Origin of the sequence: Flavobacterium sp., assembly GCF_041392005.1 — a bacterium.
Taxonomy (GTDB): domain Bacteria; phylum Bacteroidota; class Bacteroidia; order Flavobacteriales; family Flavobacteriaceae; genus Flavobacterium.
In genome coordinates, this window is sequence record NZ_JAWKMX010000001.1 from 74,404 (window position 1) to 88,249 (window position 13,846).

Below are 13,846 nucleotides of genomic sequence, written 5' to 3' on the forward strand. Positions count from 1 at the left end.
CTTTAAGCATGTGCTCTTATTTTTTCTTTATATTTTTTTATCATTCTTTCTAACGATTCTTCTGCCGAATCTATTGCTTCTTCAAATGTTTTACAGGTTTTTTTTATTATTAATTCGTCGCCAGGAACACGCACTTTTACTTCGGCTATTTTGTTTTCTTTATCGCTGGTATTTTCGGTTTTTAGATACACATCAGCTGAAACTATTTTATCGTAATATTTTTCTAATTTAGAGAGTTTTTCATTAATAAAAACCACCAATTTTTTGTCAACATTAAAGTTAACCGCCTGAACATTTACTTTCATATTAAAAATGTTTAAAATTAGACAATAGAACCATTACTCTCCTCTAGGATGTGCTTCTTTATATACTTTTTGCAGTTCTGCCAAACTACTATGTGTATATATTTGTGTTGAAGATAAACTAGCGTGACCTAATAGTTCTTTAACAGAATTTAAATCGGCACCATTGTTTAGCAAATGCGTAGCAAAGGTATGCCTAAGAACGTGTGGACTCTTTTTTACTTTTTGAGATACATTACTAAAGTAAGAATTTATTAATCGATAAACAAATGATTGCGATAATTTATTTCCTTTTTTAGATAAAATTAACAACTTATCATCTGTTATATTCTCTAGTTTTTGTCGTAAATTAATGTAAGTGTGCAAGATAGCTATAGTACAGTTTAAAAGCGGCAGATAGCGTTCTTTATTTCGTTTTCCTAAAACTTTTAGGGTTTTTCTAGAAAAATCGACATCGGATAGTTTTAATTCGATAAGTTCTGTACGACGAATTCCTGTTGTGTAAAGCAATTCTATTATTAATTGGTTTCGAATTCCTTCAAAATCGTCTGGAAAATTATTCATTTCGAAAACTTCGTTCATTTCTTTTTCTGAAAAAGGAACTTGCACTTTTTTTGCTGTTTTTAACGATTTGTGCTTTAGCAACGGATTTACCGATATTTCTTTAATTTTTAATAAAAACTTGTAAAACGATTTCAGTGATGAAATTTTTCTGTTAACCGAATTTGGCGTTATACCGCTATCTACCAATGCTACAATCCAACTTCTAATTAAAGAGTAGTTAGCATTTTCTGCTGGAGTTTCAAAATTTTGAATTGTAAAGTTATTAAATTCATCTATATCATCAGTATAAGCCTTTATGGTGTGCTTGGAAAAATTCTTTTCCTTTGAAAGATAATCGGTATAGGCTTGAATATTGGATTGGGAAGTTTTCAAAATGATGCAAAATAAATAAACCGCTAACGCAAAGTTAACGGTTTATTTTTATTGTATAACGATTTTATTATGATTCCATAGAATCTTTTAATCTTTGAATGTACTGCGCTTTTTGAATTTCAGCTCTTCTAGAAACCGATGGTTTTGTAAATTGCTGACGCGATCTTAATTGACGTACAGTTCCTGTTCTGTCGAATTTTCTTTTGTAGCGTTTTAACGCTTTATCGATATTTTCTCCGTCTTTTACTGGTATTATTAACATAATCTAGGCACCCCCTTTCATTTAGGCTGCAAACTTATAAAATTATTTTGAATTATAAATTATAAATTTTGAATTATTTTTTATTGTTTTATTAAAGTCTTTTTAAGAATGTGTTGTAAATAGTGTTTACTTAACAACAAAAGTAACTTTTTTAAAAGCTTCTTTTTGCTTTTATATTTTTGTTTACACGAGCTAGAAACTCGTGGACAGAAAATCAGCTCCCTTCAAGTTCATGATATGGGTCGGAAAAACAATCTACTTTAATATATCTGATTATTTTCAAATTTTTAGAATTAATGATAAATATATGTGTATCTTGCATACAATCTGAATGATTTTCTTTGAACAGATTTTCCAAGTCATCTTTTTTTATCATATCTATACAAAATTCAAAATCAGAATTATCTTTATCGTAATTTTCAATTTTATAATCTTTAAAAAAATCATCTTTTTCATATAAAAAACGTTTATCATCTATTGCTATTAAATTCCAATTAGAGTGAGTCCAATCATAATCACAAACTTCAAATAAGATAAAATAAGTACTGTCTATATTCTGAAATATAGAATCGTTGCTTTCTAAAATTTCTCTTCTCAAATTGATATTTCTTTCACGAAATGTTTTTTCTGATTTTCTGTTTCCTCCACATTATAAAAATGTTAGCGAGATATCTTCAATTTTATGGCTCAACTGGTCATATTTGTTAGTATAAACTACTTGAGTTTTACATGAGGCCAGTGTTAATAATATTGCTGTTATAATTGTTATTTTTTTCATAAACTAAAGTGTCTTGGCAAACTTGAAATATTTTTATACCCCTCAATAACTATGGTTTTTGCAAATAATAATATTCAAAACTATGAAAAACAGAAAATATTGCCAATTGAATCTTTTAAACCCCTCGCTAGCGCGAGCATCTTGCTCGTGCCACATTCAATTCAAATCAATTTCTAAAACTGTTTGATCATCGTTTTCATAATTTCTTGCACTACTGTATTTCCAATCTATTGGATTAGTAACAAATCCCGATGCTATTGGATTATTGTGTATGTAATTTAATTTTTGTTCAAATACTTTTAAAGACCAAATTTCAATTGGTTTATTATTTTGTTGCCAAAACTGTCTAAATTTCACATTACTATTTTTCTTACCTGCCTTTTCAAACATCCAAAGTAACCATTCCTTTCTACTTTCTTGAATATTTTCTTCAATTATTTTTAACATTTTTCTTGATGTAAAACCTTTAAAATCTCGCATTAAACCCGAAGGATTTCCTAGTGAGGAACGAAAAATTAAATGAACGTGACTTGGCATAATACAATACCCATAAATTTCCATTCCTTTGTTTTTTCTGCAATAATCTAACGATTCTATTATTATATCAAAATAACCTACTCGCGTAAAAACATCTATCCAATACACTGTTGCAAATGAAACAAAATATGCCCCATCTTTTTCTCCAAATTTATATTTTCTACTCATCTTTTTAAAAAGATAAAAGTAAACATTTTTTTATTGGCACGAGCAAGATGCTCGCGACAGCGTGAGGTTGTAAATAGTGTTTAGTAAAAAAATAACTCTTTTAAAAGTTGCTTTTTGTTTTTATATTTTTTGTACCCCCGAGCTAGAAGATCTCGGTATCGTGGGCACGAGCAAGATGCTCGCGCTAGCATTAGGATTAAGCTTCTAAAAACTTACTTTACCGCTGGTTGATAATCTTTATTATCGATTATCATTTTGGCTAAAATTTCTTTTAAAATTTCGGAAGTTCCGCCGCCAATTGGTCCTAATCGGCTATCGCGTAGTAATCGGGCTAATGGATATTCTTCCATATAACCGTATCCGCCGAGCATTTGTAAACAGTCGTAAATAGCATCATCGGCAACTTTAGTGGATTTCAGCTTTGCCATAGTGGCTTCTTTTACTACATATTCGCCTTTATCTAATCGAGCCACGGCAGTATAGTTGAATATTTTACAATGCTCTACATCGGTTGCGTGTTCTACCAATTTATGGCGCAGTGCTTGAAATTTATTAATGGTTTTTCCAAAGGCTTCGCGTTCTGCCATATATTGCAAGGTATAATCAATAGCGTATTCGGCTCTGGCATGAGCATTAATTGCCATAACCAATCGTTCTAAAGCAAAGTGTTGCATAATGTACGGAAAACCTTTTCCTTCTTCGCCCATTAAATTTTGAAGTGGAATTTCTACATTATCAAAAGCAATTTCAGCAGTATCGGAAGCACGCCAACCTAATTTATCGAGTTTTGTTGCCGAAATTCCATCGGTTTTAGTATCAACAAGAAAGATACTAATTCCTTTGTTACCTAAATCGGGTTGTGTTTTAGCTGCCACCACATAATAATCGGCATAAACACCATTGGTTATAAAGGTTTTTGAGCCATTTATTACATACTTATCGCCTTTTTTAACAGCCGTAGTTCGCATTCCTGCCACATCGCTACCACCAAAAGGTTCGGTTATACACAATGCACCTATTTTATCGCCCAAAATACTAGGTGCTAAATAGTCGCGTTTAATGCGTTCGTCGCCTTCGGCATTTAAGTGCGTCATGGCTAAATACGAGTGCGCCCACATTGCCGCTGCAAAACCACCCGATTTTACTTTTTGTAATTCTTCTAAAAAAATAACCGTATAAAACAAATCTAAATTCATTCCGCCGTAGGCTTCGGGATAACGAATACCAAAAAAACCCATTTCGCCGAATTTTTTCCAAATAAATCGTTCGATAGTTCCTGTTTTTTCCCATTTTTCAATATGAGGAACGACTTCTTTTTGCAAAAAATTACGAAAACTTTCTCTAAACAATTGATGTTCTTCGGTAAAATATATAGTATTCATATACGGACTTTATTTGTTTTTACGTTTTTTTAATCTAGTTCCAAATATAAGGCTATTATTTGTAATTTTTCTTGAGGAAAGTCCTTAATTTTTGTTAAATCGTTAATAGTTGTTATTTTTCCATTCATACTTCTATAAGTTACAATATCTTTAGCTAAGTAATAATTGAAGTACGGAAATTGCTTAATTTCATTTATAGAAGCTTGGTTAATTTTTAGTTTTTTTAGCTTGGCAACATCAGCTTCAACAAAAAAATATTTTTTAATATTTTCAAATGTTTCAGGCGAAATACCCCAAACAAATTGCAATTGGTCTAACGAAACGTAAGTTCCAAATTTCTCTTTATCGCGTAAAATAATATCGGAAAGTTTATCGCCAATGCCATAAACTTTCATTAAATCTTCTTTTGAAGCAGAATTAAGGTTTATTTTTTCAATTTTGGCTTGCTTGTATTTCGAATTAGAATTTTGAATGAAATCTGAGTTTTTACTTTGTTTATTTTTAACCCAATCTGGAAATTTAAAATAAGGCGAAATTGCAGCCAAAAGCGAATCGGATATTTGGGTTACTTGTTGAAACTCTTTTGCCGAATTCACAAATTTATTTTGTTTTCGAAAAGCAAAAAGACGATCTAATTCTGTTTCGGTCATTCCTAATTGATACCCTTTGTAATCGGAAATAAAATTAGGATTAAACGGTTGTATTTGAAATTTTTGATTTTGCTTTACTTTCTTTATACTATCTACTTCGGTTTGAAAAGCCAGCCATTCTTTATTGTCTTTTTGGTTACTTTTAGGTTGTAATACTTCGAAAATAGAATCGGAAAAAAACATCAAAAAAGATGTTATCAGTATTAATGCTAATAAAACAAAAATCCCACTTCGTTGTTCGGAAGAAAAAACGAAACAGGATTTTATTTTTTTCATTGTTGTTATTTTAAAAAAGTAATTGCAAAATTATTCTTTTTCTGGTTGTCGTACCAAAACATCGTCGTTTTCGCTATACGAATCGGGTTCTTGTTTTGGTGGTGTACTTAATACTTTATAAAAAAAGTAACTAGCAAAGGCTATTACAAAGCCTTGTGCACAAACCATTGTTATTATTGCTGCTGTATTCATTGTGTTACTCTCCCTTCTTTTACTCGTTTTTTATAAGCTACATATACTACAATACAAATAAATAAGAATAATGAAAGTAATAACATTCTTCCTATAAATTTGTAAAGCGAATTATTCGTAAAATTACCTGTTGCTATTTTGTCTTTTGGCGAAACAACATCATCTACTTTTACAGTTACTTGTTGGTTTTTAGAAGCGTCAAAAGTATATTCTTTGGTATCGATAAAGCTAACTTCTTTGGTTTGTTCGGTTTCTTTATCAAAAACTTTTTTGGTATTTTCAAATTCTAATTTAATGTAATTAGAATTCGCTTCAATTACTTTACCCGTTTTTGTACCTGTTCCTTCAAAGTTTTCAGCATAATAAGCATTGGCAAACCATTCTTTATTATGCGTATCATTGTCTTTAATTTTATCTATCCAATCTGGCACACTTGATACCAATACCCAACCTAGTAATAATGGTGTAACAATTAAAATGATGTATTTGTAAAAACCAGGTAATTTAATATCGGCTCCTTTATTAATTTCTGCCCAACCTTTTTTAATTCCGAAAATATACGAAAATAATACCGTTTCTAAAAAGGCAAACACTACTAAACTTACGGTTCCTGCCCAGTAATCGTATTGATCGAATAAGCCTTCGTTAAAAAATATTACAGTAGGTAACCCCATAATTAAGGCTAAAGCTCCAAAAGACCAAGCACCTTTTTCTTTACTCCAATTAAATTCATCACGCATAAAGCCCATCCATGGCGTTCCCATTGCTAGTGATGATGTAATACCTGCGAAGAACAACAAGCCGAACCAGAAAACTCCAGCAAAAATAGCGATAACATCACCCCATTGTTGAAACAAGTAAGGCATGGTTTGAAATGCCATTCCGAAACCTGCATTTTGAATTACCCAGTCTAAACCAAGATATCCTGCTGCAATTGGAATTACAATTAAACTTCCTAAAACCACTTCTACAAACTCGTTCATAAAACCAGCAGAAACAGCATTTAAAGCAATATCGTCTTTTTCTTTTAAGTAAGCCGCATAACAGTGAATAGTTCCCATACCTACTGAAAGTGTAAAGAAAATTTGACCTGCTGCCGCTAACCATACTTTAGGATTACTTAACGAATCGAATTGCGGTGTCCATAAAAAGTTTAATCCGTCCCAAGCATTAGCATCTGGAAAAATATCTGACGCGCCCGACGTTCCTAGTGTTAAGCCACGAACTGCCAAAATAAAACCAAAAACTAGTAATAATGGAATACCTATTTTAGCTACTTTTTCAATTCCACCTAAACCTTTAGATAAAATATAAGTATTTAAAACCAAGCAAACAATATAAAACAATATAGCTTCAAACGGAATTCCTGTTGTAGATTGAGATACATCTACATAAGACGTAAAAAAGTTTGCCACATCGCCTTGCGACATTCCGTTAAAAGTACCAATTATAGAATGGTACACATACGACATTGTCCATGATTCGATATAACAATAATACGCTGCCACGGCAATATTGGTAAAAATTCCGAAAACACCAATGTATTTCCAGATTCTCCCTTTTGCCATTGTATCTAAAATATACGGTGTACTATGGTTACCAAATTTTCCACCATAGCGACCTGTTGACCATTCTATAAACAATAGCGGAATTCCCATTACTAAAAAACAAACAAGATATGGAATAATGAAAGCACCGCCTCCATTTTGAACAGCTTGTACTGGAAAGCGTAAAAAGTTACCTAAACCTACTGCATTTCCGGCCATTGCTAGTATGAGCCCAACTCGCGAGCCCCACGATTCTACTTTTGCAGACATAAATTTTGATTAGTTGTTAATTTTATATTTTCAAAGATAAGAAAACATATCAATTTTCAAAGTTTTAGTATTAAAATGAAAGTTTATAAATCGAATACCGAACTTCTTTTGGTTCGAATCATATCTTTTAACTTTAGCAAAAAAGCTAAGGTTAAATAAAATCCGAAACCAACACCTACAGTTATAAAAGTAATATAAACAAAAAATAAACGCACATTTGTTGCTCGCATACCAAGGCGCTCGGCAAGCCGAGAAGCAACAAAAAAACCATGCTTTTCAAAATAATGTAATAACTGAATAATCATGGGTCAAAAATACTATTAATTTTTTAAAAATTGAATTCCAACTACACATCGTAAACATTGTTTTTTAGTACAATATTCATTTTTTAATTGTAATAAACTTTGCGAATCGAAAGCATTTTTACTTGTAATTCCTATTGCTTTAAAGTTATTAATAATAGTATTATGCTCGGATTTTAGTTTTGTTTGAAAAGCAATTATTTTTTCAATATCATTGGTTCCTAAGTAATTAGAATATGAAAACTGTAACGGGATTACGGTATTAATAAGTAATAACTCTATAAACGACCGAGATAAATTACTGTTTTTTGTTTTTCTTGTTTTTTCCCAATTATAATGCGTTTTCCAATAATTAGAAATGTCAACAAAAAATAATTTACTTGCATTTTCTACCGATTTAAGTTCAATTATTTGCTCAAATAAATTAGAAAACTTACTAAAAAGTGCTGCTAATTGTGCTAATCGAATTGTGGGAAAGTTATCGGGGCGAAGTTTATAAAATTGTGGTTTTACTGAAGGGTTTTCGGTTAATTGATATTTAATTTTTTGATACTGCCAAATGGTATTCAATTTTTCAAAATAAAAATCATCAACCGTAACCGATAATAAACCCGAAACACCAAAAAACAACGCTTCTAAATTTTCTTTTTCAAAACGTTCTTTTTGAAGCACAGCATACGGAATACTGCGCATCATTTCTTTAAAATTATCGCCGTTGTAATTTAGTCCAAAATTTTTTGCTAGAAGTATAAAAGTTGTTGCTTCCCAGTTTCTATCTGCTTTTTCAAAAACCTGATTTACAAACTGTTGTTTATTTTGCAAGCGTTCTACAAAAAGCTGCTCTTTCCATTTCAAAAATTTAAAATCGTCCGTTTTAGCAATAAAATCTTCACAATTTATCCATTTATTTTGCTCTACTAATTTTTTGATAGAATAAATAAGTTCTGGCGCTACAAAATTTTTAAGTTCTAAAACAGGTATTTCAGTTGTATCTTTTCGGTACACTTCTACATCGTGTTCCCAAACTACGTGTAAAATAACATTATCGTAGGCACTGTCTGTTTCGTGATGATGCAAATACCAATCAGACGATTTTACGTGCATTTCTATGTTTCCCGCCCATTTTTGATGGGCTATAATAAGTTGTGCATTAAAAAAATCGGGACCAGAATTTTGTTGATAAAAACCAAAATTTAAAATTTGAAGCTCTTCTCCTTTTGTGGTTTTTAATTGGGTTGCAAAAATACGTTTGTGCAACCACAAATAGTGTAGTATTATTTCTTTCATAATTAATCTGTATGGCGTATAGAATTGTAAAGATAATAAATTTTATATTTGTTTAACAAAATTCAAATAAAATGCGCTTTCAAAATCTTTGTTTTCTATTTTTTTTATTTACATATTGTTTTTCTTTTGGGCAGAATTATAAAATTACTTACCAAAAAATTTCAAACGGAAAAACCAATACGCAAAACCCAATTCTTGTGTTAGGCAATTCAAAATTATCGGTAATTACCAATGAAGATATTGTAGCCGAAAAAGCCGATTTCCCTTTTGAAATTACGATTTTTAATGCTGAAGAAAAGCTGCTTTTTAACACCACTACACTTTCTAAAAACAAAACCATTAACACATGCGACACTACTTCTATTGCCAAATATAAATTTGATAACACTAATGATTACAAGGAAATTTTAGGATATCGCTGTAAAAAAGCAACTACCGTAATTAACTCGAACACTATTGAAGTTTGGTTTACCAATGCGCTAAATATGAAAGCCTCGCCATCAATTATTGGAATAGATTTAGGTGTGGTTTTAGAAATTAATAGGAATAATACTTTTACAATAAGAGCTGCTAAAATTGAAAAGACAAAACAAGAATTTCCTAAAATACCGAATATTAAAAATTGTATCGATAAATTAACATATAACGATTTGGTTTGGAAAAGTAAGTTTAATACAATTCCTATTTTTGAAAACGAGGTTATCAATTTTTCAGAAAAATCAACATCTAACGATAGTATTTTACGATTTGCAAACGGAACTGTAATTGTTAAAAAAATACAATTCCCTAAACTTTCTTCTTCTGATTTAACGTTTATTGATGTTACAGAACAATCGAATGGCGATGCGTATGACAGAACAGGAAGCGTTTTTATTATTCCACAAGATAAAACCGATTCTTTTTTAAACGGAATGCAAAACGGAACAAAAACATTACCTATTTATACCAACGGAAACGGCAAAGAATACCAAGGTGTTGTTGCGACTGAAAGTTACAATCCGCCAATTGAATTATTGCGTTTTTTTACACCATTTGGTATTGCCCACTACAATTATATTGAATTAAAAGGAAAAGATTGGTTTAACAAGGCTTTTTACCGTCAAGATATTTCAGAATTGAATAGTTATTTAAGCGAAAAAGAATTGTATATAGGCTGTTTTATAGGAAATTACGATAAAGGCGGACATAAGGTTTCTATAAACCTAACTTTACATAAAGAAGAAAATATTGTGAAAGAAAACACCACTATTTTACCGCTTTTTAATACAACCAATGTTCTTGAAATGGCAGGGCAAAATTACGGTTCAATGTTTGACAACGAAAACGGATTGCAAGTAATCTTTACTTTAGAAAAACCGATAAAAAATGCAAAACTTCGCTATATAACCACTGGCCATGGTGGTTGGGAAAATGGCGATGAATTTGTTCCAAAAGAAAACAGTATTTATTTAGATGGGAAATTAGCGTACAATTTTACACCTTGGCGACAAGATTGCGGTTCGTTTCGCTTGTACAATCCGGCGTCGGGAAATTTTAGTAACGGTTTATCATCATCTGATTATAGTCGGGCAAATTGGTGTCCGGGAATGGCTACCAACCCTGTTTATATTGCTTTAGGAAATTTAGAAGCAGGTACACATACACTTCAAGTGAAAATTCCACAAGGACAACCCGAAGGCAATAGTTTTAGTTATTGGAATGTTTCGGGTGTGCTTATTGGGAATTAAAATTTTTGAATGGTTTATAAAAAAAGGGAAGTTTTTAATAAAACTTCCCTTTTTCTTATATTTAGATTCTTCGACTTTACTCAGGATAACAATTTATTCTAGATATCCCATTTCTTTCATCCAATCGTCGTTAAACATTTTGCCTACATAGCGGCTACCGTGATCGTGAAATAGTACTACTACCACATCGTTTGGTTTAAAATGTTCTTTTAGTTGTAGTACACCTTTTATAGCTGCGCCTGCGCTATTTCCTAAAAACATTCCTTCTTCTTTCGCTAGTTTTTGTGTGTAAACTGCAGCGTCTTTATCGGTTACTTTGGTAAAACCATCTATTATAGAAAAATCGACGTTTTCTGGTAAAATATCTTCTCCAATACCCTCGGTTATGTATGGATAAATTTCGTTTTCATCGAAAATTCCTGTTTCGTGGTATTTTTTGAATACAGAACCATACGTATCTATTCCCCAAACTTTTACATTTGGATTTTTTTCTTTTAAATATTTTCCTACACCAGAAATTGTACCGCCTGTTCCTACACCTACTACAAAATGGGTAATTTTTCCTTCGGTCTGTTCCCAAATTTCTGGTCCAGTGCTTAAATAATGTGCTTTTGCATTACTAGGGTTATCGTATTGGTTTACGTACCAAGAATTTGGAATTTCGGTAGCCAATCGTTTTGAAACCGAGTAATACGAACGCGGATCGTTTGGTTCTACGGCTGTAGGGCAAACCACTACTTCGGCACCAACTGCTTTTAAGATATCTACTTTTTCTTTGCTTTGTTTATCGGCCATTACAAAAATACATTTGTACCCTTTTACAATAGCTGCCAAGGCTAAACCCATTCCTGTATTTCCAGATGTTCCTTCTATAATTGTTCCGCCAGGTTGCAAACGACCGTCAGCTTCGGCATCTTCTATCATTTGAAGTGCCATGCGGTCTTTTACTGAGTTTCCTGGATTAAAAGTTTCGTATTTTGCTAGAACCAAACACGGTAGTTCTGCTGTAAGTTTGTTTAGTTTTACTAATGGTGTATTGCCTATAGTTTCTAGTATATTTTTTGCGTATTTCATTTTATAAATTAAAAAGTTGAAAGCCTTCGCTAAATTTGGACAAAGATATTTGATATATTAATAGTTTCCAAAAAATCCTTTTGATGGCTTACTAACCCCGATAGCGTTAAGCACCGCGTGCTAACAATAGCGGGAAAATGGTTGGCAAAAGGAAACTGCGTTTCGTTTTCTATTTAAAAAAGTTCCACACTAAACCAAAGCGTACCATAAAATCGCGGTAAGGATAATTTGGCGCCGAGTAGTAATTATAGCCCGTCCAAGCGGCATTAAAATGTTCGGCTTTTAAGAAAATTCGAGTTTGACGAACTTTTGCATTAATAAAGAAATCGAACATAGGGAAACCTCCTATTTTTTGTTGATTTTGGACAAAAAACTCGCCCAAAACAGGATTGTAATCGTTAGCATAATAACTGGTAAAGTAATTAAACACAATACCTGTTTGAATAAACATTGCTTTTTTGAAAACATGCTCGGAAAAATACAATGAATTTCGCGTTACAATTTGGGGTACATTTAAAACGGGATTGGCTTGTTCTGCATTTTGAAACAAAATAGTATTATCTAATGCAAATTTTCTGTATTTGAATTCTTTATTGGCTTTTATTGATGCGTAATTTATAGTATTGTTGTACTGATTAGGCTTTAGTAATTGTGTAGTTGTACCAGCGGCTGTATTATAGAAGTATAAATAGTCGTTTAAAATTGTATAATTAGCTTCTAGATTTACCCATTTTGTATTAGCCGTAAATTGAAATTGATTTCGCTTTTCGTTTTTAAAATTGTTGTACCAATTATAATTTTTATAATCGCTTTGGTATAACGTATAGTTTAAATTGGGTAATGTATTTAATTTTTGGTATTTAAACTGAAAATTATAATCGTCGTTTACTTTATACTTTGCCGTTGCTTCGATAGTAGAAACATTTTGTTGCGTGATTGCGTTTGTTACAATTAAATTTAGTTTTATATTATTTAAATTGTAATGATAATTAGCGCCGATAGATGTTAATTTATCGTTTATAGCGTTAGGAACTGCTATATTGCCATATTGATCGTATATAATGTTATTATAAAAATAATTATACGTATTGTTTTCTACAAAAACAATAGCATTTCCATATTTTTCGGTTGTAAAGCCAATGCCTAGTTTATTGTACAGCTGATTAAATCGGGTTTTGTTTTTAATAGTATTTGAATACGAAGCGCCTAAACGTGGAGATGGTGTAGGTTGGTCGAAATCGAAAAATTTGTATTCATGATTAAACTGGTGGTAAATAACCAAACTATTAGGATTTGTTTTACTTAATTTAAAATTGTGGTCCACAAACACGCGTAATCCTTTTAATAACGTTTCGGCATCGTTGTAGAACACTTCTAATCGTTCGCGTTCGTTATATGGATCTTCACTAGATTCGAATAGTGCAGTATTTGTAATACCGCCATTTTCTTGGTTTAAAATATCTTGCGAAGTAAAATGAGTGTTTAAAAAATAGCGTTTGTCTTTTGTAAAATAGCTGGTAGTAAACCTGAAGTTTCCAGAACTTGTTATATTGTTAATATATTTTCCTATTGAACGTAAACCTCTATATGCTATCGAAAAATTAAGCTGTTTGTTTGCATTTACTGTTAAAAAAGCATCGAGTGTTTGTCCTTGTTCCATAACCGATTTGTAATATAAATCTGTTAACGGTGTAGGTACTTGATAGTAGTTTATATCGTTATATTCTAAATAATTAAAATGTTTAGCTGTAAAACCAAAGTTAGGATTTGCAGACTTCGGCTTATAATTAAAATCGAGTGTATTATATGTGTGTCCTTCGTTAGCAAAAGGCATTAATCCGAAAATATCTTTTCGAAGTAAATTAAATTTATATTCTTTATTTATACTTAAAGTGGTATCTACATAGGTAGTATCGCGCTGAATAGTATAAATTTTATATAAATCGATAGGTGGCTTTTTTTCTTTAACACCTGTTCCTCTTAAGCTTTTAATAGTGTCTTGGCTTTCTACATTTCCATTACTATCTAAAGCTCCAATTTGAGAAATAACGGTACAAAAAGGAAAAAACAAAAAGAATAAAAAAAAATTTCTCATTACATTTTTAAATATTAGCAAATGTAATGAGAAATTTGAGATAAAAAAACCCTCTCAATGA

The 13,846-nt window shown here is 31.4% G+C and carries 14 protein-coding genes; 1 reads left to right on the plus strand and 13 read right to left on the minus strand.

Going from position 1 to position 13,846, the window contains the following annotated elements; genetic code table 11:
- Positions 1-2: 2 nt before the first annotated feature.
- From hpf to R2808_RS00435, 11 genes are all read right to left on the minus strand, one after another.
- The gene (gene hpf, locus R2808_RS00385) at positions 3-305 is read right to left on the minus strand and encodes a ribosome hibernation-promoting factor, HPF/YfiA family (protein WP_371268940.1); all 303 of its coding nucleotides are present in this window, start codon (positions 303-305) and stop codon (positions 3-5) included.
- Positions 306-338: 33 nt separating this feature from the next.
- Entirely contained in the window at positions 339-1,238 is a 900-nt protein-coding gene (locus R2808_RS00390; protein WP_371268942.1) for a tyrosine-type recombinase/integrase, read from the minus strand.
- Positions 1,239-1,305: 67 nt separating this feature from the next.
- Positions 1,306-1,500, minus strand: a complete 195-nt coding sequence (gene rpsU / locus R2808_RS00395) for a 30S ribosomal protein S21 (RefSeq protein ID WP_371268943.1) — start codon at positions 1,498-1,500, stop codon at positions 1,306-1,308.
- 214 nt (positions 1,501-1,714) lie between these two features.
- The gene (locus tag R2808_RS00400) at positions 1,715-2,098 is read right to left on the minus strand and encodes a hypothetical protein (protein WP_371268945.1); all 384 of its coding nucleotides are present in this window, start codon (positions 2,096-2,098) and stop codon (positions 1,715-1,717) included.
- 336 nt (positions 2,099-2,434) lie between these two features.
- The gene (locus tag R2808_RS00405; protein WP_371268946.1) at positions 2,435-2,983 is read right to left on the minus strand and encodes a transposase; all 549 of its coding nucleotides are present in this window, start codon (positions 2,981-2,983) and stop codon (positions 2,435-2,437) included.
- 212 nt (positions 2,984-3,195) lie between these two features.
- Positions 3,196-4,365 carry an acyl-CoA dehydrogenase family protein gene (locus R2808_RS00410; protein WP_371268947.1) on the minus strand — a complete coding sequence of 390 codons (1,170 nt, stop codon included), beginning with the start codon at positions 4,363-4,365 and terminating at the stop codon, positions 3,196-3,198.
- A 29-nt stretch (positions 4,366-4,394) separates the two neighbouring features.
- On the minus strand, positions 4,395-5,291 hold the full coding sequence (locus R2808_RS00415) for a ComEA family DNA-binding protein (RefSeq protein WP_371268948.1): 897 nt from the start codon (positions 5,289-5,291) through the stop codon (positions 4,395-4,397).
- Positions 5,292-5,321: 30 nt separating this feature from the next.
- The gene (locus R2808_RS00420; protein ID WP_371268949.1) at positions 5,322-5,483 is read right to left on the minus strand and encodes a hypothetical protein; all 162 of its coding nucleotides are present in this window, start codon (positions 5,481-5,483) and stop codon (positions 5,322-5,324) included.
- Positions 5,480-7,300 (minus strand): sodium:calcium symporter, encoded by a 1,821-nt coding sequence (locus tag R2808_RS00425; RefSeq protein WP_371268950.1) that lies wholly within the window; start codon positions 7,298-7,300, stop codon positions 5,480-5,482. Before R2808_RS00425 ends, R2808_RS00420 begins: the two co-directional genes overlap by 4 nt.
- An 83-nt stretch (positions 7,301-7,383) precedes the next feature.
- Entirely contained in the window at positions 7,384-7,605 is a 222-nt protein-coding gene (locus R2808_RS00430) for a PspC domain-containing protein (RefSeq protein WP_371268951.1), read from the minus strand.
- A gap of 15 nt (positions 7,606-7,620) precedes the next feature.
- Complete coding sequence (locus R2808_RS00435) at positions 7,621-8,889, minus strand: DUF2851 family protein (protein WP_371268952.1); 1,269 nt, start codon at positions 8,887-8,889, stop codon at positions 7,621-7,623.
- A gap of 71 nt (positions 8,890-8,960) precedes the next feature.
- Here R2808_RS00435 and R2808_RS00440 point away from each other — a divergent pair, with 71 nt between their 5' ends.
- Positions 8,961-10,616, plus strand: coding sequence for a PNGase F N-terminal domain-containing protein (locus R2808_RS00440; RefSeq protein ID WP_371268953.1), 1,656 nt, complete (start codon positions 8,961-8,963; stop codon positions 10,614-10,616).
- A 93-nt stretch (positions 10,617-10,709) separates the two neighbouring features.
- Here the strand turns inward: R2808_RS00440 and R2808_RS00445 are convergent, their stop codons facing one another.
- Both R2808_RS00445 and R2808_RS00450 read right to left on the minus strand, forming a co-directional pair.
- The gene (locus R2808_RS00445; protein ID WP_371268954.1) at positions 10,710-11,690 is read right to left on the minus strand and encodes a PLP-dependent cysteine synthase family protein; all 981 of its coding nucleotides are present in this window, start codon (positions 11,688-11,690) and stop codon (positions 10,710-10,712) included.
- 169 nt (positions 11,691-11,859) lie between these two features.
- On the minus strand, positions 11,860-13,785 hold the full coding sequence (locus R2808_RS00450) for a putative porin (protein ID WP_371268955.1): 1,926 nt from the start codon (positions 13,783-13,785) through the stop codon (positions 11,860-11,862).
- Between the last annotated feature and the right edge of the window lie 61 nt (positions 13,786-13,846).